The 24,401-nt window shown below is 54.9% G+C and carries 21 protein-coding genes and 3 pseudogenes; 16 read left to right on the top strand and 8 right to left on the bottom strand.

From position 1 onward, the window contains the following. The first annotated feature begins 205 nt into the window (after positions 1–205). Positions 206–1,006: a glycosyltransferase family 2 protein gene (locus ACOZ32_RS05180; protein ID WP_424335025.1), complete on the top strand. Its 801-nt coding sequence runs from the start codon at positions 206–208 to the stop codon at positions 1,004–1,006. 161 nt (positions 1,007–1,167) lie between these two features. On the opposite strand, the gene ACOZ32_RS05175 is transcribed toward ACOZ32_RS05180, so the two are convergent. After that, entirely contained in the window at positions 1,168–1,926 is a 759-nt protein-coding gene (locus ACOZ32_RS05175; protein ID WP_424335024.1) for an FkbM family methyltransferase, read from the bottom strand. 174 nt (positions 1,927–2,100) lie between these two features. Here ACOZ32_RS05175 and ACOZ32_RS05170 point away from each other — a divergent pair. Further along, positions 2,101–2,355 (top strand): annotated as a pseudogene (locus ACOZ32_RS05170) (IS6 family transposase); the annotation flags it as partial. A gap of 67 nt (positions 2,356–2,422) precedes the next feature. Here the strand turns inward: ACOZ32_RS05170 and ACOZ32_RS05165 are convergent. Next, entirely contained in the window at positions 2,423–3,859 is a 1,437-nt protein-coding gene (locus tag ACOZ32_RS05165; RefSeq protein ID WP_015298959.1) for an IS66-like element ISNpe24 family transposase, read from the bottom strand. Between the two features lie 197 nt (positions 3,860–4,056). On the opposite strand from ACOZ32_RS05165, the gene ACOZ32_RS05160 reads away from it, so the two are divergent. The 4 genes from ACOZ32_RS05160 to ACOZ32_RS05145 all read left to right on the top strand — a co-directional run bounded on the left by ACOZ32_RS05160 (position 4,057) and on the right by ACOZ32_RS05145 (position 8,968). Then, a complete protein-coding gene (locus ACOZ32_RS05160) occupies positions 4,057–5,547 on the top strand; it encodes an oligosaccharide flippase family protein (RefSeq protein ID WP_424335023.1) in 1,491 nt (496 codons plus the stop codon). Positions 5,548–5,604: 57 nt separating this feature from the next. Continuing rightward, complete coding sequence (locus ACOZ32_RS05155) at positions 5,605–6,813, top strand: glycosyltransferase (RefSeq protein ID WP_424335022.1); 1,209 nt, start codon at positions 5,605–5,607, stop codon at positions 6,811–6,813. Positions 6,814–6,871: 58 nt separating this feature from the next. Continuing rightward, positions 6,872–8,179 carry a sulfatase-like hydrolase/transferase gene (locus ACOZ32_RS05150; protein ID WP_424335021.1) on the top strand — a complete coding sequence of 436 codons (1,308 nt, stop codon included), beginning with the start codon at positions 6,872–6,874 and terminating at the stop codon, positions 8,177–8,179. A 252-nt stretch (positions 8,180–8,431) separates the two neighbouring features. Continuing rightward, complete coding sequence (locus tag ACOZ32_RS05145; RefSeq protein ID WP_424335020.1) at positions 8,432–8,968, top strand: hypothetical protein; 537 nt, start codon at positions 8,432–8,434, stop codon at positions 8,966–8,968. Positions 8,969–9,018: 50 nt separating this feature from the next. Here the strand turns inward: ACOZ32_RS05145 and ACOZ32_RS05140 are convergent, their stop codons facing one another. Next, positions 9,019–10,254: an O-antigen ligase family protein gene (locus tag ACOZ32_RS05140; RefSeq protein ID WP_424335019.1), complete on the bottom strand. Its 1,236-nt coding sequence runs from the start codon at positions 10,252–10,254 to the stop codon at positions 9,019–9,021. 1,154 nt (positions 10,255–11,408) lie between these two features. On the opposite strand from ACOZ32_RS05140, the gene ACOZ32_RS05135 reads away from it, so the two are divergent. Continuing rightward, positions 11,409–12,230 (top strand): hypothetical protein, encoded by an 822-nt coding sequence (locus ACOZ32_RS05135; protein ID WP_424335018.1) that lies wholly within the window; start codon positions 11,409–11,411, stop codon positions 12,228–12,230. A 130-nt stretch (positions 12,231–12,360) separates the two neighbouring features. On the opposite strand, the gene aglF is transcribed toward ACOZ32_RS05135, so the two are convergent. Beyond that, positions 12,361–13,098 (bottom strand): UTP--glucose-1-phosphate uridylyltransferase AglF, encoded by a 738-nt coding sequence (aglF, locus tag ACOZ32_RS05130; protein WP_424335017.1) that lies wholly within the window; start codon positions 13,096–13,098, stop codon positions 12,361–12,363. Positions 13,099–13,185: 87 nt separating this feature from the next. On the opposite strand from aglF, the gene aglM reads away from it, so the two are divergent. Beyond that, a complete protein-coding gene (gene aglM, locus ACOZ32_RS05125; protein ID WP_424335016.1) occupies positions 13,186–14,478 on the top strand; it encodes a UDP-glucose 6-dehydrogenase AglM in 1,293 nt (430 codons plus the stop codon). 177 nt (positions 14,479–14,655) lie between these two features. On the opposite strand, the gene ACOZ32_RS05120 is transcribed toward aglM, so the two are convergent. Further along, complete coding sequence (locus tag ACOZ32_RS05120; protein WP_424335015.1) at positions 14,656–15,888, bottom strand: orc1/cdc6 family replication initiation protein; 1,233 nt, start codon at positions 15,886–15,888, stop codon at positions 14,656–14,658. Positions 15,889–16,261: 373 nt separating this feature from the next. Here ACOZ32_RS05120 and ACOZ32_RS05115 point away from each other — a divergent pair, with 373 nt between their 5' ends. The 3 genes from ACOZ32_RS05115 to ACOZ32_RS05105 all read left to right on the top strand — a co-directional run bounded on the left by ACOZ32_RS05115 (position 16,262) and on the right by ACOZ32_RS05105 (position 19,157). Beyond that, a complete protein-coding gene (locus tag ACOZ32_RS05115) occupies positions 16,262–17,542 on the top strand; it encodes an RNA-guided endonuclease InsQ/TnpB family protein (RefSeq protein ID WP_424335014.1) in 1,281 nt (426 codons plus the stop codon). Between the two features lie 881 nt (positions 17,543–18,423). Next, complete coding sequence (locus ACOZ32_RS05110; RefSeq protein ID WP_424335013.1) at positions 18,424–18,729, top strand: toxin-antitoxin system TumE family protein; 306 nt, start codon at positions 18,424–18,426, stop codon at positions 18,727–18,729. Between the two features lie 23 nt (positions 18,730–18,752). Next, positions 18,753–19,157 carry a transcriptional regulator gene (locus ACOZ32_RS05105; RefSeq protein ID WP_012289078.1) on the top strand — a complete coding sequence of 135 codons (405 nt, stop codon included), beginning with the start codon at positions 18,753–18,755 and terminating at the stop codon, positions 19,155–19,157. Positions 19,158–19,168: 11 nt separating this feature from the next. On the opposite strand, the pseudogene ACOZ32_RS05100 reads toward ACOZ32_RS05105, so the two are convergent. Beyond that, positions 19,169–20,409, bottom strand: a pseudogene (locus ACOZ32_RS05100) (RNA-guided endonuclease InsQ/TnpB family protein). A gap of 440 nt (positions 20,410–20,849) precedes the next feature. Next, positions 20,850–21,244, bottom strand: a pseudogene (gene tnpA, locus ACOZ32_RS05095) (IS200/IS605 family transposase); the annotation flags it as partial. A gap of 53 nt (positions 21,245–21,297) precedes the next feature. On the opposite strand from tnpA, the gene ACOZ32_RS05090 reads away from it, so the two are divergent. The 4 genes from ACOZ32_RS05090 to ACOZ32_RS05075 are packed head-to-tail and all read left to right on the top strand — an operon-like array spanning position 21,298 to position 23,571. Further along, positions 21,298–21,453, top strand: a complete 156-nt coding sequence (locus ACOZ32_RS05090; protein ID WP_007540613.1) for a DUF2080 family transposase-associated protein — start codon at positions 21,298–21,300, stop codon at positions 21,451–21,453. Further along, entirely contained in the window at positions 21,450–22,724 is a 1,275-nt protein-coding gene (locus tag ACOZ32_RS05085) for an RNA-guided endonuclease TnpB family protein (protein ID WP_424335012.1), read from the top strand. Before ACOZ32_RS05090 ends, ACOZ32_RS05085 begins: the two co-directional genes overlap by 4 nt. Further along, positions 22,699–23,043: a toxin-antitoxin system TumE family protein gene (locus ACOZ32_RS05080; protein WP_424335011.1), complete on the top strand. Its 345-nt coding sequence runs from the start codon at positions 22,699–22,701 to the stop codon at positions 23,041–23,043. The genes ACOZ32_RS05085 and ACOZ32_RS05080 overlap by 26 nt, the downstream gene beginning before the upstream one ends. A gap of 6 nt (positions 23,044–23,049) precedes the next feature. After that, a complete protein-coding gene (locus ACOZ32_RS05075; protein WP_424335010.1) occupies positions 23,050–23,571 on the top strand; it encodes a transcriptional regulator in 522 nt (173 codons plus the stop codon). 133 nt (positions 23,572–23,704) lie between these two features. Here the strand turns inward: ACOZ32_RS05075 and ACOZ32_RS05070 are convergent, their stop codons facing one another. Next, positions 23,705–23,953 carry a type II toxin-antitoxin system HicB family antitoxin gene (locus ACOZ32_RS05070; RefSeq protein ID WP_424335009.1) on the bottom strand — a complete coding sequence of 83 codons (249 nt, stop codon included), beginning with the start codon at positions 23,951–23,953 and terminating at the stop codon, positions 23,705–23,707. A gap of 94 nt (positions 23,954–24,047) precedes the next feature. On the opposite strand from ACOZ32_RS05070, the gene ACOZ32_RS05065 reads away from it, so the two are divergent. Next, positions 24,048–24,329, top strand: a complete 282-nt coding sequence (locus tag ACOZ32_RS05065; protein ID WP_424335008.1) for a type II toxin-antitoxin system HicB family antitoxin — start codon at positions 24,048–24,050, stop codon at positions 24,327–24,329. The last annotated feature ends 72 nt before the right edge of the window (positions 24,330–24,401 follow it).

Below are 24,401 nucleotides of genomic sequence, written 5' to 3'. Positions count from 1 at the left end.
CCACGTCATCCTTCAAATCATAACACTCAATTCCAGCGACTATGGAGTAATATGGTTAAAAGTATATCCATAGCCCGCGGAGTACATAGCAGTGAAACAGAATCAGTCAGCGATAGTACTAGGAAAAAGGACCTGTGGATACGTAGAAGGGTGAACAGACTGTGAGATCCAGAATTAAGATATACCTGCGACATATTACTACAATATGCCGTTAGTGAGTGTCGTAATACCGACCCACAACCGTGCGGATATTCTCCCACGGGCTTTACGAAGTGTTCAACAACAGTCCCATGAGAACCTCGATATTATCGTAGTAGACGATTGCTCATCCGATGATACGTCTAATGTTGTACAAAATCTAGCGGATTCCAGGACTAGATACATCAGGCACGAAGAAAATAAAGGAGCTAATGCAGCTCGAAATACCGGCATTAAAGCTGCTAATGGTGATTATATCGCTTTTTTAGATGATGACGACAAGTGGCTTGAACCGAAAATTGAAATGCAATTAGAGCGGTTCAAATTGCTTCCATCATCATACGGATTGGTGTACTCTGGTAGAAAAATCGTTGAGGATGGAGAAGTAATTGAAGAATATATACCAGACAAAGAGGGTGATATTTATGACATATTGTTGAATGGGAATATAATACCTAGTGAATCCCCCCTTATTCGTGAGGAGTGTTTCGAAAATGTAGGGAATTTTGACACAAAGTTCCAGAGTTCACAAGACATCGACATGTGGATCCGTATTGCCAAACAGTATGAGATCGCATGCGTTCCGAAAGTCTTAGCTATCAGTTTTTGGGGCCATAATGACAGAATAAGTCAAGATTATGATAAGAAATATCAGGGGACTATGAGGTTGCTGAAAAAGTATTGGTGGGATATGTTGAAAAACCCACGGGCAGCCATTAATGTCATACCAAAAATACTGTTCTACTTTACCATGAGTTGTTTTGAGAGGTGGCAAATCCACCGCAATAATATATTAAATAGACAATAATACCTTTGAGAAGAGGGGGATCACATATTCGGCGGTTGGATTTCTATAAACCACCAATTACGGAATATGCTTCTGGAGGAATCCTATTCGTCAAATACTATCTACGGTCAAAAAGCCGCTCAGTAGCGATGCATATTGACCGCAGAAGAAAGTTTCAGACACTATGAATTATCTTGTCGTCGGTAAACACATTTTTTCAGCGTTCCGCCTCTTTCGTCCACAAGATCGTAGCCAGCATCCTCAAAAGTCCGCCTGGCCTTTTGGACTTTAGCGGTCATCCCTTCGAAGGTGTGGTACTCGATAATGACAAAGGGACAATAGTCAATAACTGTTTGCAGTTCCTCTTCAATTAACTCGATCTCTGCCCCCTCCATATCAACGATTAGGCCACACTCGTTCAGACAATATTTGTCGATGATATCCGCCAGAGCAACCGTCTCAACCTCAATAGATTCCATGTCCCCTCCAACGCTCGAACGGGTGAAATCGCCGGACGTATTGAATTCAACAGCATCTGCCGTGGTCGAGTACGCTTTTTTCTCAATTATAAACTGAGCCTCATTAAGTTCGCGAGTGCGTTCCAGAACAGGGAGGATATCCGGGTTTGGTTCAACGACGATCTGTTGGACACCATCGTCTTGCTTCTGATTAACGGCGGACGAAATATATCCCAACCCACCACCGAACTCAACGACAGGGACCGAAGGATCGAGGTGATTTTTGATGAATGAGTGTATTTCCCGCTCATATTGTCGGAATACAAGTCGCGGAATCTGATGATGGACAACAGGATCCGAGATGTCGATTGTAACACCGGAACTTGTGATTGGGTTGCGGTATTGAGCCCACTTGACTGCACCCCATCGGACTGGTGATAACGTGGGTAAAAAATTCACCACGCCTCTGATTAGTCCAGACACTCCGCCATCACGGAATCTCGACAAGGCACGGGATACCAACCCTGATCTTGTCGGGTTTTGAGCCATACGAGGAAACTTTATCCCCCCCCCCCTTTTCAAAAGTATTTGGAATAGAGGCATTAGCAGTGTTCAGATAAGGATGAAGGGTGAGGCGGAACGATTTTTGAGTGGTCTATGCTCGAAATCGCCCGCCTCAACGGAGGTAGCGACTGCTTCGAGTTAGAGTTTCTGGAGCGAGAGGCGACACCCGAGCCGGCGATAAAGCTCAGTATCCAACTTCATCTAGCTAAAACATCAATCTCGAATACTGTAACGATTCTCTATATTTTGGGTGTCGTACGCTGTCGTTCGACCGTTCATAACTGGGTGCAGAAGGCTGATTTACAGCCGCTTAATGGCGCTGTTCCGAATCACGTCGCAGTTGATGAAATCACCTGGAATCACCCGGATTGGGCTGTTCGTGTCATTACTCGCCCTATGAGAAGTCAGTATGTGTTTACCCCGAGGTCTCGACAGCCGGCACAGCGTGAGCCCGTGAGATCATATCATTGCTGCTGACGACTCGACGAAGCTCTTCGTATGGATTGCGTCCCTGCTGGCGCCACGTCGCCAGCAGGGACAAGATCGTCTCGTGAACGAACATTCCTCGGTCATTACGGAGCGTTCCGATGATTTTCCGGAGAACCACTGGTTCACGAAGCGCGTTCTCTGCGGCATTGTTCGTCGGAGAGACCGCTGGCTCACCGACGAAGGTGAGCCAGTGGTCAAGACCTCCTTCGATCTTCCCGAGCAGTGTTGCCACTGGTCCGTCGGGTACTGACCGTTCAATCAGCGATTCAAGCTCTCTTCGCGCCACACGCTGGAGGTCTGCTCGCTCACGGACTGTCAAGTCGCTCTCCAGCCGGGCCTGGAGAGCGACGTACACCTGTCTGAGAGCGTGGTAGATCGGTTCACCTTCTGCCTGCTTTTCCGCGGCGTCTTCAGCCTCTCGAAGAATGTGCGCCCAACACCGCTGGAGGTTGCTGCTGAAAGCTGGGTACGCCGTCCACCCGTCACAGATGACCGTTCCCGCGAAGTCCTCACCGAGGACTTCCGCGGGAACATCACTTCCACGACTCTCTCTGACCGCGTATAACGTATGCTGAGCGGTCTTGAACGTCCAGATCCACGCCTGCTCACCCTCACGTTTGATACCTGTTTCGTCGATATGAACCACGTCGGCATCTTGGATCTCTTGACGGATCTGGTCGTACTCACAGCGACCGGCGCGCGCAGCGCGCTCGGTCGCGTGCCACGCGGATGCACCCGAGAGTTCGAGTCCATGCAGTTGCTCGAAGCGGTCAGCGATCTTCCGGTAGGGAAGGCGATGATCGTACCGTGACAGAGCTGATTGAGCGATGACGTTCACCCCGAACTGCCCCTCATCGGGGCAGTCGGGGTGAGCCGCAACTGTCTCTGTTCCACAGGAATCGCACTGGTAGTAGTGGCGGTTGTACCGGGTGATTTCTGGGGGCTGCGGATCAGGAATCTCCTCGACGAGTCGGGGGCTGACGCCCACCGACTCGTCGAAGTGGTCGCCACACTCAGGACAACAGTCACAGGTGACTTCGATTTCTTCGTCGGGATCAGCTGTAGAACGCCACTCCGGATCGTGACCGTCCTTTCGACCAGGAGTACCGCCATCAGTTCGGACATCGTCGTCTTCGTCGTCCTGCGAGGTCGGGGACTCATCGGTCCCCGACCGTCGCTTGCTGGGTGGAGTGTGCGGATTCTCGTATTTGCGAAGACGTGTTTCGAGTTCTTCGACCCGCTCGTCTTTCTCTTGCAACTTCTCTCGGAGCTGTGTGTTCTCTTGTTCAAGCTCTTCGACTCGTTGTTCAAGTTGCAAAAACCGGGAGAGCAACTCGTCCTTGGTGAGATCATCTCCGTTCACAGATCCCACCTTCCAGTACAGACAGCGGAGGCAACGGGATGGGCTCCGCGACGGAGCCCATCCCTGTGGATCATCACGAACCTCCGCTGCCAGCTCATACAGCCCGATTTGTGCGCCTCCTATGAGATGGTGGCGAAATCAGCTCGGGCTAAACACATACAGAAGTCATATATCGATTGGCGGATTGAGTCATCTCTATGTCGGATGAAGCCGAGCGCGAGTCGTCGCTCTTCGGTCGGATATCTCGTGGGGCTCTTATATTTGTCACCGGGAAAGGATTCAACAAAGGATCGCTCTTCGTCCTCAACGCGATATTGACGAACGGAATCGGCGTGAGTGCGTACGGAGTGTTCACGTACGCCAAGAGTATACTCACTATCCTCCTGACGTTTGCGGACTTGGGCGCGATGAACGCGATACTCAGATTCGTCCCGGCGAATCAGGACGACGACGCGAAGCAGAACCAGATTCTCGGACTCGCGTTCTCGACCGTTCTCGTTTGTAGTCTCGTCCTGGCCGGAGTCATCTTTTACTTTAGCCCGGTCATCACGGAGTGGACGCTGGGAGAAACGGCGCTTACGACAACGCTCCGGGCGATGATGTTTGCAGTCCCGCTGTTAATCTTCGTTCAGGTCATTGCTACCGTCTTCCGGAGTATCAATTTACCCGAGTACCAAGTGCTACTGTCCAGTATCTGTCGGCCGGGGTTTCAACTCGTTGTGGTTGGCGGGGCCGCGGTTCTCCTTGGAACACTGACTGAAGTTGTCATCGCGTTCGTCCTGAGTGGCGTCGCTGCAGCACTGGTCGGGATCGCTCTGTTTCTTCGTCGGACCACCTTCAAGCCGACACTCACGGGAGCGAGGGAGGAGGTTTCGGAGTTCTACAACTTCTCGTTGCCGATTGCCTTCAACAAGGCGGGATCGGTCATGTACAGCCGTGCGGACATCCTGATGGTCGGTCTCTTTCTCCCGAGCTCCGCGGTCGGTATTTACAACGTCGCGGTCCTTGTCTCACGACTCATCTCGCTTCCGCTCGGCGCGTTCGGACAACTCTTCCCGCCAGTTATCTCGGAACTATACAGTGGCGGGAAGATGGACGAGATCTCGTCGTTGTACAGCAGGGTGACGAGATGGATGTTCACCATCGCGCTATTGCCCGGACTAGCGGTCATAGCGTACGCCGAAACCGTCCTGCAGATATTCGGGAGTGATTTCACGGCTGGAGCGTCGGTTCTGGTTCTGTTCTCGGTCTCGCAGTTGGTAAACGCGGCTGTGGGACCGAGTGGCCATCTACTGATGATGACCGAGCACCAGTACTTGTCTATGGTGAATCAGTGGATTTTCGGTCCGCTGAACATCGTACTCAACTACGTTCTATTGAGCGAATACGGACTTATCGGGGCAGCAGTCGCCACCGCGTCCATCTTCGCGCTCCTCAACGTCACTCGCGTGGTAGAACTATGGCACACCGAGCGACTGACGCCATACACGAAGGCATTCGTCAAGCCTGTTATCGCGGGCGTGGTCGCCGGGAGTACGATGGAGGCCGCGAAAGTCCTCCTTGGCGGCTATCTGCTCCCGGTCGTCGGAACTTCCATTGGTGGCGTATTCTTCGTCGCGGTGCTTTACGTTCTTGGCATCGAGCAGGAGGACGTGGAGTTCTTTGAGGACGTTCTTCCGGTCGGATGATTTCAGGATCAAAAATCCAACCGCTAAAAAGGACTGAGTTCGGAGAGTACCGTATGAATGCACATTCGGTTCGTCGTTAGTCAGTTTCCGAAGATTTCGGAGACGTTCGTTCTGGACCAAGTGACGGGCATGATTGAAGCAGGCCACGAGGTCGATATCTTCGCCCGCTTCCACCCCGACGAGGGACAGACTCACGCCGTCGTGGACGAGTACGACCTTCTCGGAAAGACGTCCTACTCGGCCACGCCGGTGAGTAAGTTACAGCGTCTCCCGTCGGCGACTCGGCTCCTCGCCACGAAGGGATGGCGAGAGCCGAGGAAGGTATTCGAGTCGATGAACGTTTTCGAGTTCGGTCGGGATGCGCTTTCACTTCAACTTCTCCACGCGAGTACGTCATTTCCCGATGGAGATCCGGACGTGCTTCACTGCCACTTCGGCCCGAACGGAAACCTGGGGGCGCTCCTGAAACGACTCGGTGAAGTGCAGCGATTGGTTGTCTCGTTCCACGGGTCGGATATACACCTTGCGTTGAACGAGAAACGAGACCTCTATGACCCCGTGTTCAAGCGTGCGGACGCAATCCTCGTAAACTCGGGGTACAATTTGGAGAAGTTAGTCGAACTCGGTGCGGACCGAGCCGACCTCACCCGACATCCGGTTGGTCTTGATATCGAAAAATTCCCGTACCGGTGGGACGGTTCTGACCCGACCGACGCGAACGACGTCTCTCTCCTTACCATCGGCCGACTGGTAGAAGAGAAGGGGTATCCGTACGGGCTTCGAGCGGTCGCGGACGTGGTTGACCGATTCCCGAACCAGTCGTTCGAGTATCGAATCGTGGGGTCCGGCGATAAAGAGCGTGAGCTGAAAGCGCAGACAGAGGAACTCGGGCTCGAAAACGTCGTGCAGTTTTTGGGACAGAAGACCACCGAAGAGATAGTGAAGGAGCTCGGGAAAGCACACGTCTTCATGCTCCCGAGTATCAGGGAGGGGTTCGGGAAGGTGCTACTCGAAGCTCAGGCGACCGGTTTACCCTTCGTTAGTACGACAGCAGGTGGAATTCCGGAGGCGACGAACGCCGGTTCGGCCGGATATCTAGCTCCACCCGGCGATGCCGAGGCGCTCGCCGACCGACTAGCGGAGGTCGTCCGGAACCGAGATCGATGGGTGGAGATGGGACAGGCTGGACGCGGGTTCGTGAAGGAGAACTTCGACACGAGACAGTTGAACCAAGAGTTAGAGAAGATTTATCGGAGAGTCGCTTGATGAGCAAGAATATTGAAGTCGATAGAGAAAAATACACCTTGGCCGATGGTGCCCACTAATGACTAACGTCGCGGTCGTCGTACTTGACACATTACGGAAGGACAAGTTCGACGCACATTTCGACTGGCTTCCGGGAATTCGGTTCGATAATGCGTGGGCACCATCTCACTATACCGTTCCTGTCCACGCGTCCCTCTTTACTGGAAAGTACCCCAGCGAGGCCGGCGTTCACGCCAAGAGCGAACGGTTAGATTGCTCGGACCCAGTTCTGGCCGAGCGGTTACGAGAACAGGGATACACGACGCGAGCCTTGAGCGAGAATCTTTTACTCTCGTCGCTGAACGACTTCGACAGAGGGTTCGAATCCTTCAGGTCTATCGGACGCGCAGTACAGATAAACTCGAATATTTTCAACTGGAGCAAAGCCCTTCGAGATATCCCTCAGAACGGCGTTTTACGCGACGCTCGAGCCGTTTTACGATGCTTCTTCGGAGATGCTGATACGGTACCATCCCTCGAAGTCGGATGGAAGATGAAGCAAAATTCCTTCGACGGACTCAGTGAAGCCGAAACTCGAATTCAGGAAACGGATTTCGGGACCGATGAGTTTCTCTTCGTAAACTTGATGCAGGCACACGGACCATACAATCCGCCCGAGTCCTACGCGACGGTGGAGTGCGACCGATACGCCCCCAAGGGAGCGGAAACGCTGTTGGGTGGTGACGTAGATTTCAGCCGGCAGAAACGAGCGTACGACGACTGCGTGCGATACCTCTCCGACGGGTATCAGGGGCTGTTCGTGGATCTTCGAGAGGACTTCGATTACGTCGTTACGCTTGCCGACCACGGAGAGCTTTTCGGCGAACACGGCGCTCGCCAGCACTGGCACGGCGTATATCCCGAACTGACGCACGTCCCAATAGTGATTTCGGGAGACGGAATCGACGACGAGCGCAGAGACGAGACGGTCAGCGTCCTTGACGTTCACGAGACGGTTCAGCATCTAGTCGGAATCGACGCACCGTCGCGGGGACAAAACCTACTCGGGGATGTGGAGAGCCGACCTTGCCTCGTCGAGTATCGCGGCCTACGTGAGAGCAGACGAGAGATACTAGCCGAGCGAGGGTTCTCAGAGGTCGAAATCGACGAATACGACGTGCGGTTGAACGCTATCGCGGTTCCGTCGGACTACTACGGATTTGAAACTGTCGAAGGGTTCGAAGAACAGGGGACCGCGAGAGTAGACGACCCGCGAAGTCGGATGGACGAGCTATCGAAATCCGTTCCCGAACGGAGCGTCGCCGACGAAACCAAAGCAGTATCGGACGATGTCAAAGAACAACTAGAACGACTTGGGTATGCGTGAATATCGATTCGAGCTTCTGGCCGACCGCAAGGGTACGATGCGATGACTGAACGAGTGAACAACAGGGGCACCGTGAACGCCCGGTTAGTGGGGCACGTTGGACTGCTACTCGGATTACTGTTCGTCATAATCCGATAATAGCCTTGGGTACGGATACGACCCCAATCGTCGGCGTTCTCTACGCTGGACTTGTCACCATTCGACGAGAAATAGAGGTCGGGGGTGACCGCCGCAGTACTCGTTTTTGCAGTTATGAAGGCGAGCGTCCCTTTTCGAGGAGGTCCGTACGGCATCGAGTTCGATTTCTGGCTCTACGACCTACCACTCGTGGCGGCACTCACTGTACTCGCTATTCGGCAACAGGAACTCCGGCTCCACTGGTCGTTGTACGTACTACTGGTGTTAATCGGTCTCGTCGGCTGGACTGTCCTCTCGGCTATCGTCGGCAACGGAGTCTCAATAGCGGCCGCGATGACGTTCGCCGTGGACCTCGTTCAGCATCTGCTGCTCTTCGCGTTTGGTGTGCTGGCCACGATGCGATTCCGAACGCTGGTCTTTGCGCTTTCGGCGACGACTGCAGCCAACGTCCTGTACGCGACTGCCAAGACGCTCCGACAGTCCTTGTTCGGACTCACGACCCTCGTTGAATTATCTCAGATGTACGGACTTGACCCATTCCACGTCGTTTCGTGCTTAAACCCGGCCGAGATTGTCGAATATTCCATAAGTTCGACAACGAAATCATTCGAGCCGAGGCTATCTCTTTTACCTGTTGTACAACACTACTAGTGGGTTATTTTAGTGGCTAAAAGGTGATATATTCGTGCAGTAGTAACTCTTCAGGCCGATGGATGCGTATGAGCAAATGATAATTTGATAGCTGATATTATAATCCCTATACCCACCCAGGTTGATTCAAGATATAGAGCATTACTTGGCCCGAGGGTACTTAGCGGGAGGGCAAACGCCCAGGCGGCGATCGCAATTACCGCAGGGTCTTTGGTTCTTAACGAAGCTCGGATTGAATTAGAGATTAAGTACGCAAATAGAGCAAGGAGGACAAGCAGTCCAGCAATCCCTAACTCAGTAAAAGCAACTCCAAACCATGAATGAGGATCACCCACCTCATTTGGAGTTAATTTACGTTCTTGTATCAAGCGTGAAGAACTACCTAACCCAACTCCAATAATGCTTGATGTACCAATACTGAATTCTGCTTCGTACAGCTCCCATCGAGCAAATATCGAACTTGATTTAGCTGGTATCGGATTTGGGAGAGCCAGTAAGACAACTCCGAGAGCGTAGGTTAGAAGCGAAAATAGCGCCATTATTGGCCGGAAGGAAATCCAATCAGGAACAGCATCTCTGTGTGAAACATAGCTTAGAATTGCAACGACAGCAATCATAATAGCCACAGATATCAACGCGGCACGTGAGCCGTTGTTGAAAACCAATCCGATGATGGCGACCGTAAAAATCAGAGAGTTTCTTTTAGTTTGGGACGAGATATTCTTAGAGAATATAGTCGCCATTGGATAGGCAATTGTTAGTAAGAGAAACATTGAGAGGTCATTAATATTGAAATGCCAAGCAGTAGCGAGGTAACCAATATTTCCGTCAATAGTGCGTCCTGCGTATTTTGATGTGGGAAGGTTATTTCCAGTTAATACCTCAGGAATTGATATTACAAGCGCAGCGACTCCGAGAAGGGAGAGAACAATAAGCGATCTGTGGATGGACTTTCGGTCTATAAGAATGAATGAGAGAGCAACTGCAAGAACGGCACCTGTGCCCAATTGCGCTGCATCTCGAAGAGTGAGGTTCGGATAAATCGACCACGTAACGCTTGAGATGGCTATTAAAAGGAAAATGACTAGTAGAGAAGTTCCGCGAACAAGTTGAATTTGGTGCTGTTTCATCGTCCAAAATATAGCCAGAAGAAGGTATGGAATGAGAAGTAGTCGGTAGGGAGTGATGTAAATGCCAGCTATATGTACGCTGGGGAGTGTTGCACCTAGTGTTGCAAGGACAATCATCACATAAGTAGAATATTGCATAATCCGGCTCCAAGCCATTACCTCACGCTAATTGGGAGCGCCGCTTATGAGTAACGGAATCACATATACGACTCCAGAGTCTGTCCCAGAACCAGGAGGTTCCGCGACGGGGATAACAGTCGGGGGAGCAGGTGCGCGACCTTATTGAAACCCGCGTCCAACGGAGTCCAGATGTCGAAGGTGTATTCAGCCACCACATTGAGCCCTATGTAGATGCCAGCAGCGCGATGAGACGCCACCGGAGCGGATAGGCGGCCCAGATGCCGCCTGGCCAGCAAACGCCGGTGAGAGCGGCGAGCAAGCCCGCCAGCGCAAGTGCCGCGCCCGTCCCGTGGTAGTCGCGAACGCGAACAACACCAGCAGCAGCATCGAGGAAACAATGTTACAAACCTAATCATCACGCTATGGGAGCGTTTCTGCACCAACTTGTCCAGAGGGTGTCATAGAAGAGTTCTCATGGTTTGCTGAATCAGCTCTAACGAATTGAAAGCGCCGTACACTTGGTGCACGCTATTTTTAGCTTGTCGTAGCTATGGCGAAAGAGAAATTCGGAGTCGCTGTTGACGAGGAAATTGTGCGAGAAGTGGACGAACTGGTCGCTGAGTGTGACGATCTCGGAGCCAGCCGCTCCGAGATCGTCGAGGCCATCCTCACAGCGTTCGTCCAATCTGGGTCAAACCACGCTGAGCGAGTGAGAGAAATCATAATTCGGAAACGAAAGGGTACTCTCTAAGTATCTCAACATACCGTGCACCAAGTGCACGGCTTTCTAAGCTAGTAATGCTCTATAACAATCAGAAACTCTACTATAGTGTGTGAAGACTTCTATGACACCCTCTGTCCATCTAAAAGCCTCGAAACTCTGGCGCATCGTAAATTAATGGAGAAACTGAAGCTGGCACGTTCTTAACGTTGGACAGGTTCGGTAACCCGGACGAGAGATTACCAATCCTTTATGACCCGAGCAAATCTGGACGATATGTATGCACCGCAGGGAGTTGATTTCAGTAGGCTTAGTCGGGATAGTTGGGGGGTGTCTTGGTACGGCGCCATCTGTTGTTCGACATGAAGAGCCGACCTCTCTGACTGCGCTTAACTGGACACGTAATTCGGCGAATCCGATAATAACGGGATCAGCAGAAACACATGACCAGGCTGGATTCGGTGGAGTTATGCACGCCAGCAACCACATCAAAAACCCGATCGACAACTGGTATTTCTACTGGGCCGGGCACGATGGAGGAGGAATCTGGCTATCGACAGCCCCTAATCTAAATGGGCCATGGACGGTGCATGACCAATTATTTACTGCAAATGATGTTCTCGGCAACGGTCATATCTCCAGTCCATACCCAGTCGTGGACCAAGCGTCAGACCGAATACTACTCTACTATCATAGCCATCGTGGGAATAAGGGGCAATCAACTGCCGTCGCCGAACTGGATCTCGATAAAGGTACCGAGCTCAGAACACAACCGTCGTGGATTTTCGATCTTCCAGGCGACCGGTGGGATGGAAATGAACGGAGCTATCTGAAGGTGCTGCAGACCCATAGCGGCGAGTTTATTGGTGTGTACCAAGGCCGAGATGCCAGCAACTCCACCCCCGGCTTCGGCTTTGGGACAAGTTCAGACGGCATTAACTGGTCCATCTCGTCTCATCCGGCGTACTACAATTCGCAGGTTCAGGACAAGTCTGGATTTATTGGCGGCCCGCACTTGCTCCCCCTAAATGGGGAGATTTATCTCCTCTACCAAGACCGAGCCCGCCCTAATGATAGTCCAGAGGGAATCTACGTGCTTCCCTGGGAGAAGCGGGATCATCGGGTGTCAGATGGTAAACTGGTACTGGCAGCTGAACAGTCCTGGACGAATGACGAATCCCTTCACGTTGTTGACCACGTGTTTGAGGGTGATACTCTATATCTGTTCTACGCTGATTCCACGGCACAAGGAACCCAAAGCATCGGATTCGCAACAGCTACTGCCAGATAATGGTATGCATTTTGCTATGCGTGTGGAATGGAAATATAATAGATGGAAAATATCGAATTACTTGATAAAGCGTCCGTTATCGAGATAAGACTAAGGTACAAAACCCCAATATTATGAGGGGAAAGTAGCACTAGTTAGAATTACGCCACGCATCTTCTGCTTCAGCTAGCCGCGCTTCCGCTTCCTCCCGATCTTCTGGATACCCGATGTCAACGCGCCACCCATCCAGCCCAATCGCATCAATCGTCCGGCCACTCTGGATTAGCAGATCAATAGCCTCCGAAATCTCGTATTCCCCACGATTAGAAGGCTGCACAAGGTGACAAGCATGAAAGATAGCCGGACTGAACGTGTAGAAGCCAGTCATCACGAGATTCGACGGTGGGTCGTCGGGTTTTTCCACAACGTCGGTCACTTCGCCGTACTGGTTCGTATCACACACGCCATATCGACTCGCTTCCTCCCAGTCGACTTCCTCGACGAGGAATGCCGCGTCAGCCCGGTCCTCCTGCTGGCGACGCACCACGTCCTCGAGGTTCGCCTGGAAGATGTTGTCGCCAAGCATCAGCATGAAGTCATCATCAATGTACTCCTCGACTTTCAGGAGTGCGTGCGCCAACCCCTTCTGTTCGCGCTGATGGGCATACGTGATCGGAATGCCCTCGAATTCGTCGCCGTAGTGCTCGATAATGTCCTGCTTCCGGTAGCCGACGACCACGACGAGTCCATCCGCACCGAGCCCCACAAGCTGCTCGAAGCAGTGCGTGAGAATCGGCTTCCCGTTGACCTCAACCATGCCCTTGGGCTTGTCCTCGGTAAGTGGCCGGAGGCGTGTGCCCTCACCGGCGGCTAGCACGACCGCTTTCATATTGTCCGAAGGATAGCCGCACATGGTCATAGGTCTGTTGACTTGTTGAACCAAACCCTGAAGCAGCGTCCCACAAACCGATAGGTAATGCGAGTGAGTATCGTTGGCAGCGGCTACGTCGGCACGACGGTTGCCGCGTGTTTCGCCGACATGGGCCACGACGTCGTCAACGTCGACATTGACCAAGACATCGTCGACACGATCAACGCCGGGCAGTCACCGATTCACGAACCTGGGCTCGACGACCTACTTGCGACCCATGGTGACGACACACTCACGGCAACCACAGACTACGAGGATGTCCTTGAGACGGACGTCACGTTCCTCGCGCTCCCAACACCCTCCAAAGAGGACGGCAGCATCGACACGTCAATTATCGAAACAGCAGCCGAAACGCTCGGGAACACTCTTCGTGGGAAGGATGGTGACCACGTTGTCGTCACGAAGAGCACAGTCATCCCAACGACGACCACGGAGACACTCGCGCCGATTCTCACAGATGCCTCCGGCAAGCAGCTCGGCGAGAATCTCCACGTCGCGATGAACCCGGAGTTCCTCCGCGAGGGCACAGCCGTCGAGGACTTCCAAAACCCGGATAAGGTCGTCTTCGGCAGCGACAGCGAGACCGCCATCAGCACCCTCCACGAGATCTTCGAGCCCCTCATCGAGGCATCCAACGCGACTGTCGTTGAGACTGGTGTCGAGGAAGCGGAGATGATCAAGTACGCGAACAACGCCTTCCTCGCGTCGAAAGTCAGCCTCATCAACGACATCGGGAATATCTGCAAGGAGTTCGGCGTCGACGCCTACGAGGTTGCTGACGCGATCGGGCTCGACGACCGTATTGGCGAGCGCTTCCTGCGTAGCGGCCTTGGCTGGGGTGGTAGCTGCTTCGGGAAAGACACGAACGCCATCATCAACGCGGCCAAAGAGACGGGCTACGAGCCGGCGATGCTCGAAGCGGCCGTGGCGGTCAACGACCGCCAACCCGAACGCCTCCTCTCGCTACTCGACGACCACGTCAACGTCGAGAGCGAGCGCGTCGCCGTGCTTGGGCTCGCGTTCAAGCCCGGCACTGACGACGTCCGGGACTCCAGGGCGATCCCCGTTATCAATGGCCTTCAAGAGCGTGGTGCAAACGTCGCTGCCTACGACCCAGTCGCCGCCGAGAACATGCGCACGCACTTCCCAGACATCGAGTATACTGACACACCACAGGACGCACTTGCGGGCGCAAGCGCGTGCGTCGTCTGTACTGACTGGGACGAGTTCGCTGTACTCGACGAGGAGTTCGATGCCATGGAAACACCAGTCGTCGTCGACGGCCGACGTATTATCGAGCGCCGTGATGGCCTTACGTACGAGGGGCTCACCTGGTAGCAGGGAGTCGCGAACGACAGTACGGAACCAACCTTACTCAGAACACTCCCGCAGCGCGCCATAAGCGACCCCTAGCTCTCAACTTCACTTGCAGTAGTGGTGTGTCAACCTGCATCCTTCCCTGATACCCGGACAGCATGAATCCACGGCAATACAAAGAGATCCATCGCACAACCCCTACAGCACGCCGTTCCGAGACGCGAGTCCCTCTATCTTCTCGATTTCGGCGTCAAGCATGAGGACGTCGGCCATCGCGTCAACGGCACTTTCGAACGGGACATCCAACTCATAGCTGTAGTAGTTGCCTCTGGAGCCGCTGCGGTTCTCGTATTTGGAGAGGATGCCAAGCATGTGGAGATCGGAAAGGTGGTTGTGGACGGAGCGCTGTTTGAGCGGATCGTCAGTGTTCGCGGCTGACTTGCACAGCGACGCATACTCATCGTAAATGGCGCGCGTCCGACTAGGCGTGTCCGCTTTCGCAGCCTTCGAGACCACCGCCAGCAGTGTAAGCCGACCATGGGTTGTCAGTTCGCGCATTCCCTCTTCAACGCGTTCGCGTTCGAGTTCGGAGCGGGCGGCTTCAACGTGGTCCGTCGAGATCGCATCCGCGTCCTGATTCTCGGCGAGTTCACCGGCTAACCGAAGCAAGTCCAGTGCTTGGCGGGCGCTCCCGCTGTCGCGAGCGGCCAACGCCGCACAGTGCTGGGTCACGCCCTCTGCCAGCGAGTCGTCAGCAATTGCAATATCCGTTCGGGAGTCGAGGATGTTCGCGAGTTCGAGCGCGTCATACGGTGGGAACTGGAGTTCGCGCTCGCAGAGTGTGTCCTGAACGCGTGGGTCAAGCTGTTCTTGGAATTTATAATCGTTACTGATACCGATGATCCCGACTTTCGCGTCCTCAAGATTTCCTTGAGAGCGGGCGCGCGGCAGCTCGTAGAGGAGATCGTCGCGGTCGCCAATCGCGTCGACCTCGTCAAGAACAATCAGAATCGTTCCGCCGAGCGCTTCGAGCTCCTGGTAGAGTTTCTTGAAGACGGACTGTTGGGGGTATCCCGTGGAACTGATTTCGGCGCCGGGCCGTCGAAGCTTGTTCACGAGTTCGACGGCAACCTGGTAGGATGAGCTGAGCGTCTTGCAGTTCAGATAGATGACCGAGAGAGTGACATCGTCGTAGGCTTCGACGTCAGTCTGGAGTTGGTCGAGCAGATAGTCGGTGACTGCAGTTTTCCCAACGCCCGTGTTGCCGTAGACGAAGATATTGTTTGGTTCCCAGCCGTCGATGACTGGCTGGAGGGCGTCCATGTACTTCTCGATCTCTTCATCACGTTCCTCGATCTTGTTCGGCTGGTAGGATTCGCCGAGCGCATCCTTGTTTGCGAAGATGTTCTGCTTGCGCTCGAAACTAGGCATTAATAGCAAGACCCCGAGAGAAGATAATAAAACCACCGTTTCACCTGATGCAAGTGAACACCCACACACCACTGTTGCAAGTGAATCGAAACGTGAGGAACTAGAAGAACAACACACCACCAATACAAGTGAATATATGACATATCCCCCTCTGGCTGAAAACCTACTACCCAACAATAGAGCGTGAAACGCAAGAATGTCGAACCCCACCCACTAATCGGCCCTATGTCGTTACGGAAGTGAGAGGAGAAAGCCCCGCCCTTCAGGGCGGGGATGAATCCGACACTACCTTTCACTAACCACGTTCGAGAGCAGGGCCGGATATTCCACGCCAATCCACACTATTAACTAATCTTATCGACATAGGTTACGTATGGCGAAACAGGTCGTCACCCGAACCTACACTGCTTCCATACGGAACCAGCAACAGGTGTCCGACGACCTTGATTCGCTCGGGTTCGCAGCCTCGAAACTCTGGAACGTCGGACGGTGGGTCTGTGACAGAGTGTGGTCTGAGATAGGCCACATTCCCAGTCACACCGAACTCACCTCGTACCTCAAGTCGCACGAACGCTACGATGACCTGCATTCGCAGTCAAGTCAGCGAGTCCTTCAAGAACTCGCTGAGGCGTTCAACGGCTGGTACGGTAAACGACGCAACGGAGACACGAGAGCGAATCCGCCGAAGTACCGCAAGCACGGCGACGACCACCCACGAAGTACGGTCACGTTCAAACAGAAAGGCTTCAAGCTCGACACCCAGTACAACCGCGTCCGACTCAGTAAAGGGTCGAACCTGAAAGAATACTGGTCGGACTTCGTCCTCTGCGAGTACCAGATCCGTCCCGACGTTGACCTCTCCACCGTGGAGAACGTTCAACAAGTCAGATCCGCCTGGACTGGTGACGAGTGGGAACTGCACTTCGTCTGCAAGGTCGAAGTCGAAGTGAGCGAATCGCCCGGCGAGAAGACAGTGGGTGTTGACCTCGGCATCAACAACTTCGCCGCACTCGCCTACGAAGACGATCACAGCGAACTGTATCCGCTGAACTGCCTGAAGCAGGACGACTACTACTTCAGCAAGCGACTCGCTCAGTGTGACGATTCGGATTCCGAGCAGGCTACGCGACTGAACGAGAAGAAGTCGGCTCGCCGTACCCACTACTTCCACACCCTTTCAAAACACATCGTCCAGCGATGTGTTGACGAGGGGGTTGAAACGATTGCCGTGGGTGATCTATCCGGTGTCCGTGAGGATGAGGAGAACGGCGAGTCGAAGAACTGGGGCAAGCACGGCAACCTTGACCTGCACTCGTGGGCATTCGACCGTTTCACCGACCTCCTCGAATACAAGGCCGAGATGGAAGGCATCTCGGTTGAAGAAGTATCTGAGCGGGATACGTCGAAGTCGTGTTCGTGCTGTGGTCGGACGCGTGAGGCGAACCGTGTTGAGCGTGGGCTGTACGTCTGCGATTCGTGTGATACGGTGGCGAACGCGGACGTGAACGGTGCTGAGAACATTCGACAGAACGTATCTCCGAGTCCCGTCACGGATGGCGGTGATAGGAGTAACGGCTGGTTGGCACAGCCATCGACGTTCCTGTTTGACAATGAAACTGGTGCGTTCGTACCTCAAGAACAGGCTACGTCGTAAACCATAATATCCCAACGCGGTCGGGAATCCTCGCCCTTCAGGGCGGGGAGGATGTCAATGCTGCAGTCTCAGCTATCCTGTTTCAGTTGCAACGGTGGTGTGTCTCTCTTCGACGAGACTCCACTCTCTCAAAAGAAACACTAGTGGGACACGCTTCAGTTGCAACGGTGGTGTGTCTCTCTTCGACGAGACTCCACTCTCTCAAAAGAAACACTAGTGGGACACGCTTCAGTTGCAACGGTGGTGTGTCTCTCTTCGACGAGACTCCACTCTCTCAAAAGAAACACTAGTGGGACACGCTTCAGTTGCAACGGTGGTGTGTCTCTCTTCGATGAGACTCCACTCTCTCAAAAGAAACACTAGTGGGACACGCTTCAGTTGCAACGGTGGTGTGTCTCGTCACCTGAACCAATAACGGAGTACTGATTGGATAGATACAGAGCTGGTTCCGTCGAGGAACATTCGACGCAGTGGGGTGGGAGAACCGACAAGCAAGCGAGGCACGAACAGAACCGACAACGGGGCCATCCGAAGAACACTCGACACAGTGGGGTGGGGGGAGAAGAACAGCAGCGACGAATCAAGAACTGTTCCGTCTCCGGTCTTAACCAACACCATCCACCACTCCCTCACTAGTGTTGGTTAAGACCGGAATACCAGCAGCTACCGAGACTACTCGTCCGCTAGCTTACCAGTTTTCGAGGCGGAGCCCCCGGCTCAACGAGTGAGGGCTTCCGACTGGTCGGACGTGCGACGCGAGTCGGCCGGGGAGGGAGCCGACATTCACGACACAATCCACGAGCCAATAGCTTTCCAACTCCCGAATCATTGTATCTGGTCCACAGGCCTATGTGTATGGAGGTGATAACATATGGTGGCGGATGGCGTCCTACACAACCATCGAAGACTGGCGAGATGTCAAAGACGGCTCCGTCATCGATATCACCATCCGACAAACGGAGGACAAGCAGTACCCGAGCGGGTGGGACTACGGCCTACATCTCGGGGACGTCGGCGGCGACACAATCCTCCGCTACGACAACGCCCATGAACGGACGAAAGGCCACGAGCGCCACACCCAGGATACCGTTGAAATCATTGACTTCCCCGGAATGCTGGCGCTCTACGACCGCTTCAAGCGCGAGACCGAGGAGCTGTCGCCTGTCTCATGGGACTGGCCGGAGTAGGACGCATCCAAGAGGGACACACCATGCCCACACTCAAAGTTACCGTCGGCAAACGCGACCGCCTCGATCAGCGCACGCGTAGTCGAATCAAGGCTGCCCAAGAGGGCGAAGATCTCGACGACGCCCAGCCGGTACTGAATTTCGAGTCGTATACTGAACTGAGTCGACTCCTCAGCCCGAAGAACCTAGAGCTGTTGGAGACAATCTCCGAGCACGACCCAGAGAGCATCAGCGAAGCCGCCGAACTGGTGGACCGAGACTACAAACAAGTTCATCAAAACCTCTCTGAACTCGAAGATATCGGCGTCATCACGTTCGAACACAGTGACACCGGCCAAGCGAAGCAGCCGAAGCTGGCCTATGATGGCCTCGAAATCGACATCCCCTTTGCAGGGTCGAACGGGAGCGCCAGCACAGCCGCCCCCTGAACTACCCGCTCTTACTCGATCAGGACTGACGCCGTTCGCTCCTTGAGGGTAGGGCTTCCTGCTTCTATGACGCGCTTTGCAGATACAGGCGTATCCACAGGGAGCGCAGTCTCCACAGGCGTTGATTTGGAGTGTCCCACTCCTACAACTTCGAGACCGCGAGAAAGGATGTTCCACGCCGCGTTCGCGTCCCTGTCAGCCTCAAACCCGCAGGCAGGACAGGAGTGTTCACGGACCCAGAGCGGCTTCTCCGTCGAGACGCCGCACGCCGCGCACTCTTTGGTCGTCCCTCTCGGGTCCACCGCTACGAAGTGCGTGCCTTCGCGGTCGCACTTGTATTCGAGCAGCGAGAGGAACGTTCGCCACGCGGCAGACGCGGTGTTGCGACTGTTCGACGGTGATTCGAGCATCCCCTTCACGTTCAAGTCTTCGACCGCCACGAAGTCGTACTCCCGAGCATAGTACGCCGAGAGCTTGTGCAGGAAGTCGCGGCGCTTCCGTCGGAGGTCGGCGTGACACTCCGCGACGCGCCGCCGTTGCTTCTCGTAGTTGTTCGACCCGTGCTGTTTGCGCGAGAGTTTCCGTTGCTCGCGTTCCAAGCGGTCACATTCGTCTGAGAGGTCGAGCGACCCGACCGCCGCGCCGTCGGTGTCGTGTGCGTACGTGAGAATCCCAACGTCGATACCGACGCACTTCTCGGGGTTCTCAGGCGGTTCGGGTGGTTCACGGTCCATTTGACCCCGAAGGTGGCGAACCACTCGCCCGTCGGTTCCTTCTTGATCGTGACCTGTTTGAGTTTGGCGTCGTCGGGGATGGCGCGGTGGAGCCGAATCGGTATGTCCGCAAGTTTCGAGAGCGACAGGACAGTCTGACCGCCCTTCTTGTCGAGCTTGAAGCCAGACTGACTGTACGTGAAACTGCGGAACTCTCGTGGCGGCTTCCATTTGAGTTGGCCGACGCTGTAGCCGTTCTCCTTGAGCTTGGAGAGGCCTTTGAGGTTGTCGAACAGCCGTTCGACGACGGTTTGGAGAACCTTCGAGTACACGTCGTCGAGGTCGTCCCACCACTGCTTGAGGTCGGGGAGTTCCGACCGCAGGGTGGTCATGGACGGCAGTTCGCCGTGTTCGTCTTGGTACTCGTTGAGACGGTAGAGCGTGTGGTTGTAGAGTTGCCTACAAATGTCTCGGTGGCGGTCCAACTCCTCATGGTGGGAGTCGGACGGCTTGAGACGGTACTTGTAGGCGTAATACATCCGTTACTCTCGTTCCTCAATTAGTTCGTCCAATTGCTCGCGGACGAACGACGAGAGGTTGAGGTGTTGGTCCTCAATCCACTCGTCTTGGTCCTCCCGGATGGTGATTGTCTTCCGTTTCACCGTAATGCACACTATGCACTCTACACGTATAATGATTTGGGTGAGGCGTTGGCCTGTGGGCCGAGTGCCGAACATGTTTGAGTCTCATGCGGCGCTGTATCCCCTCCCTGCTCGCTCCCGTGGGTCGCTCGCTGAGGGAGGGGGCTTAGCGCCTCAATTCAGCTAAACACGACCCCTACACCAGCGGAAAGAGTTATTCTATGTTGGTTCATTACACCAACATAGGGAGCACAGATGGGATCGACGATCATCTACCGGCGGAGCAGGCCGAGTGCCTCGGGGCTTGACCCCGAGGGTGAAGGCCGTAAGCCCCGTTTAACGTGTTCCGTACGCTCGATATACTGCTCAATCGTGTCGGTCGAACCATCACCTGCCGTCCCCACGTAGTACGATTCCTCCCAGAACCCACCGCCCCAAAGATACTCCTCCAAGTACGACTCGTGCTGTTCCCACATCTCCCGCGCCGTGATGCTCTTGACCGTCCGCACAATCTCGCCCGGCGCGTGCTTCGGATGGGTGGAAAGGAACAAATGTACGTGGTCGGGTGAGATGTGGAGCGACAGTATCTCGTAGCCGTACTCGTCGCACACATCCCGAAAACTCGCCTCCAGCGAATCCTCGATTGGTTCGAGAATGGGTGGCGATACTTCGGACACCACACGAAGTGATAGTTGACGTTGTACACCGTGTGATTCGACCGCTTCTCGCCCATATCGAACCCACCCCACCAGCACAGTTAAGTATATCCAAAGGATATACGCAGGTATGGCGAATCGCTTTGAAATCGACGGCGAGGAAGTTCTCGACGGCGAGGTCAAGCCGTTCGGGAACAGTGCCCACGTCACCGTTCCCAAACGCTGGCGTGGTGCGGACGTGAAAGTCGTCCGAACCTCAGAACCCACCGAACAAGACGAAGAATGACCGACGCACAGGCTCTTGTCAAGACGCTGGACTTCCAACTCGACATCCAGAGTGACAACGAGAGCCTGCTGTACGACGCCACCCTCGAAGCCCGCTCGGTGTACAACGAAACCATCCGTCTCGCCAAAGAGGGTGTGGACTGGGACGCCATCCCCGACCGTGTGGCCGACGATGCCAACCTCGTGAAGAACACGACTCAGCGCGTCGTCGCCAAAGCACTCGGCGCGATGGAGAACTACTACGAGTACGACGACTTCGGCAAACCCAGCCACACCAAGGACGGCGCGTACCCGCTTCGTGCGAACTACGAGGAAGGGTACAACCTGTCGCTCACCGACGACGGCAACGTGGCGTTCCGAATCAGCGCGAAGCCGTACAACCACGTCAAGGGCGTCCTCAAAGGGAGTGACGCCCATCTCGACGTTCTCAAGACCGCTCTCACGAGTGACGAGTGGAAGATTGGGACGGCGGAAGCCCTGTTCCACAACGACACTCCTGAGTTGCACGTCAACCTCACCAACACCGAGCAGACCGTTCGAGACAAGCAGTACTCACGGACGGTCGTCGGTGTGGACGTGAACGAAGACAACGTGGCTCTCACCGCTCTTTCCGAGGATGGCATTGAGGACTCGTTGGTTATCGACTTCCCCGAAATCAAGTTTGAACGTCATCGCTACTTCACGATGCGGAAGCGCGTCCAGAACGCGGGGAAGAACAGCATCCACGACACGCTGGAAGGGCGTGAGGAACGGTTCGTCCGCGACAGACTCCACAAGGTGAGTCGTCACATCGTGGAGTGGAGTCGTCAGTTCGAGAAACCGTGTATCGTCTTTGAAGACCTCAAAGAGATGCGCGATAGTATCGACTACGGCACGCGAATGAACCGACGCTTGCACCACCTCCCGTTCCGCGCCCTCCAGTTCTGTACGTCGTACAAGGCCGCGTTCGAGGGCATCCCGACTGCATGGATTAACCCCGAGTACACAAGTCAACGGTGTCCGCTGTGTGGGCATACGGAGCGTGCGAACCGCAACAAGAAACGGTTCAAGTGCAAGGACTGTGAACATCAAGACCACAGCGACCGAGGTGCAAGCGTCAATATCGCCGTCAAAGGCGTAAAGAAACTTGATTGGAATGTGCCTGCTCTCAACAGCCTTCCCACCGTGCGGAAGGTGCGACGGCGGGCATCGGGGGCCGTGGACGCCCCGACCGTGACCCACGACACCGCTACAGGCCACCTTGCCGATGGTGTCGCGGGAGTGTCCGACTAACCTACGGGAAGCCTCGGGACTTGACCCCGAGGCGGTTCACGAAGACGAAGACACGTTCGCCGACGGCTCCAGATACGAGATGATCGCGACCGCCATCCCAAAAAGCGACGACTACCCCGAGGGCGTCAAGTATCGATTCCAGTACATGGCCGAAGACGGTCGAACGCTGCTCCGGTTCGACAACTTCCCGGACCACCCGGGCGTTGACCGCCATCACTACCACACGCCCACCGGCGTCTACGACGACATCGAATACACCGCCCTCAAAGCCCACGCTCAGACGTTCTACGACGAAATGGACGACCGCCGCGAGAGGTGACCCACCATGCCTGACAAATCCAACACACCCGACGACACCGACGACGTCAACAGCACCGACTCCGAGCCCGAGGAGATCGTGATGGACGACGTCGAAGCCGAGGCGGGCTTCCTTGAGGACCGCAACCCCGAGGACTACCCCTCGGTGCTACGGATCACATCCGACTCCGACGAGGCCCACCGCCAGGACGCGCTCGACCGCCTCGACCGCTGGGAAGCCGGCGAGGAGATCCCGCACGTCATTAACTTCCAGAACCCCAGCGACCTCCGAGCGCTGCTCACCGACCGCCGCGTTGAGCTCCTTCGGAGCATCATGGCTGACCGCCCGGATAGTATTCGCCAGTTGGCCGAGCGCCTCGACCGTGACGTCAAGAGCGTCCACGACGACCTGCAGGTCCTCGCTGACTACGACATTGTCCACTTCGAGCAGGCCGGCCGGGCGAAGCGCCCGTTCGTCCCCTACGACTCCATCGAGGTCAGTCTCGAAATCTCGACCTCGACCTCGACCGACGACGCCGCCCCCGCCTGACCAACCTCGATTCCCGTAGTGGAATCCCGTGTCTTCAGGCGGAAAAGGATGGCAACCTAGTGAATGTCACTGTTGACCATCCCCTTAACGATATCTTTGCCGAGAATGGGCCGACAGACATGCAGACCGCCAATCAGTCGAAGATTGGAGACTCGTCGAGAGAGCCAGATTGGTTGTTTGCAGGGTCGATCTCCATCTCTTGGAGGTCCTCGTCAGCGGGCTCGTCGCCGTCTCCGTGGTACCCATCGAGAGCCTCGTCAAGATTGTCGAGTGCGTGCTCTCGGGTGCGGCCCTGGCTGGAAACACCCGTTTCGGTATCTTTGGCGATCCACCATCCGTCGTCTTTCGTGAGTATAGTTGCCGGAATGACACCTCTCGACATACAACAACTCTCGAGGGACCGCTGCAAAAACCTTGTTACCGCTATTATCAACCGCTCCCGAAGTGTTTTGTCATCGACCGGCCTACGAAGGAGTATGGCGCAAGCGGATGCTGGTAATGGGGAGTCACCACGGCGACAGATCCATCTCGTTGAGGAAGCTGATGGAACGTGGTCCGCCATCGATGAGGGTGCCGGGGTGGCCAGCCAGGGGACAACGCGGGCCGAAGCACTGGCGAACCTCGACGAGGCCGTGGCACTCCATGAAGGCGAGATTGGCGAGCCGGTAACGGATGCTGATCTGCGAGACCTCGGACTCGACCCCAACACAGTCCCAGACGAGCCCCAGGAACCGGATGCGCCGTGGTTTTCTGAGTAATTGTGCCGGCTCCATATTCATCCAAGGAACTCGTTGCAGCACTCACAGAGGTGACATCCTCCTCGCCATGAA

Source organism: Halobacterium sp. MBLA0001 (assembly GCF_049705385.1).
Classification (GTDB): domain Archaea; phylum Halobacteriota; class Halobacteria; order Halobacteriales; family Halobacteriaceae; genus Halobacterium; species Halobacterium salinarum.
Note: the sequence above shows the minus strand (reverse complement) of the source record. Positions and strands in the feature narration are given on the sequence as shown.

Excerpts from the sequence above, each read along its gene's own strand:
- ACOZ32_RS05180 (WP_424335025.1), top strand. The coding sequence starts at position 206 with ATGCCGTTAGTGAGTGTCGTAATACCGACCCACAACCGTGCGGATATT.
- ACOZ32_RS05160 (WP_424335023.1), top strand. The coding sequence starts at position 4,057 with ATGTCGGATGAAGCCGAGCGCGAGTCGTCGCTCTTCGGTCGGATATCT.
- ACOZ32_RS05155 (WP_424335022.1), top strand. The coding sequence starts at position 5,605 with ATGCACATTCGGTTCGTCGTTAGTCAGTTTCCGAAGATTTCGGAGACG.
- ACOZ32_RS05150 (WP_424335021.1), top strand. The coding sequence starts at position 6,872 with ATGACTAACGTCGCGGTCGTCGTACTTGACACATTACGGAAGGACAAG.
- ACOZ32_RS05145 (WP_424335020.1), top strand. The coding sequence starts at position 8,432 with ATGAAGGCGAGCGTCCCTTTTCGAGGAGGTCCGTACGGCATCGAGTTC.
- ACOZ32_RS05140 (WP_424335019.1), bottom strand. The coding sequence starts at position 10,254 with ATGGCTTGGAGCCGGATTATGCAATATTCTACTTATGTGATGATTGTC.
- ACOZ32_RS05135 (WP_424335018.1), top strand. The coding sequence starts at position 11,409 with ATGCACGCCAGCAACCACATCAAAAACCCGATCGACAACTGGTATTTC.
- aglF (WP_424335017.1), bottom strand. The coding sequence starts at position 13,098 with ATGAAAGCGGTCGTGCTAGCCGCCGGTGAGGGCACACGCCTCCGGCCA.
- aglM (WP_424335016.1), top strand. The coding sequence starts at position 13,186 with ATGCGAGTGAGTATCGTTGGCAGCGGCTACGTCGGCACGACGGTTGCC.
- ACOZ32_RS05120 (WP_424335015.1), bottom strand. The coding sequence starts at position 15,888 with ATGCCTAGTTTCGAGCGCAAGCAGAACATCTTCGCAAACAAGGATGCG.
- ACOZ32_RS05115 (WP_424335014.1), top strand. The coding sequence starts at position 16,262 with ATGGCGAAACAGGTCGTCACCCGAACCTACACTGCTTCCATACGGAAC.
- ACOZ32_RS05110 (WP_424335013.1), top strand. The coding sequence starts at position 18,424 with ATGGCGTCCTACACAACCATCGAAGACTGGCGAGATGTCAAAGACGGC.
- ACOZ32_RS05105 (WP_012289078.1), top strand. The coding sequence starts at position 18,753 with ATGCCCACACTCAAAGTTACCGTCGGCAAACGCGACCGCCTCGATCAG.
- ACOZ32_RS05090 (WP_007540613.1), top strand. The coding sequence starts at position 21,298 with ATGGCGAATCGCTTTGAAATCGACGGCGAGGAAGTTCTCGACGGCGAG.
- ACOZ32_RS05085 (WP_424335012.1), top strand. The coding sequence starts at position 21,450 with ATGACCGACGCACAGGCTCTTGTCAAGACGCTGGACTTCCAACTCGAC.
- ACOZ32_RS05080 (WP_424335011.1), top strand. The coding sequence starts at position 22,699 with ATGGTGTCGCGGGAGTGTCCGACTAACCTACGGGAAGCCTCGGGACTT.
- ACOZ32_RS05075 (WP_424335010.1), top strand. The coding sequence starts at position 23,050 with ATGCCTGACAAATCCAACACACCCGACGACACCGACGACGTCAACAGC.
- ACOZ32_RS05070 (WP_424335009.1), bottom strand. The coding sequence starts at position 23,953 with ATGTCGAGAGGTGTCATTCCGGCAACTATACTCACGAAAGACGACGGA.
- ACOZ32_RS05065 (WP_424335008.1), top strand. The coding sequence starts at position 24,048 with ATGGCGCAAGCGGATGCTGGTAATGGGGAGTCACCACGGCGACAGATC.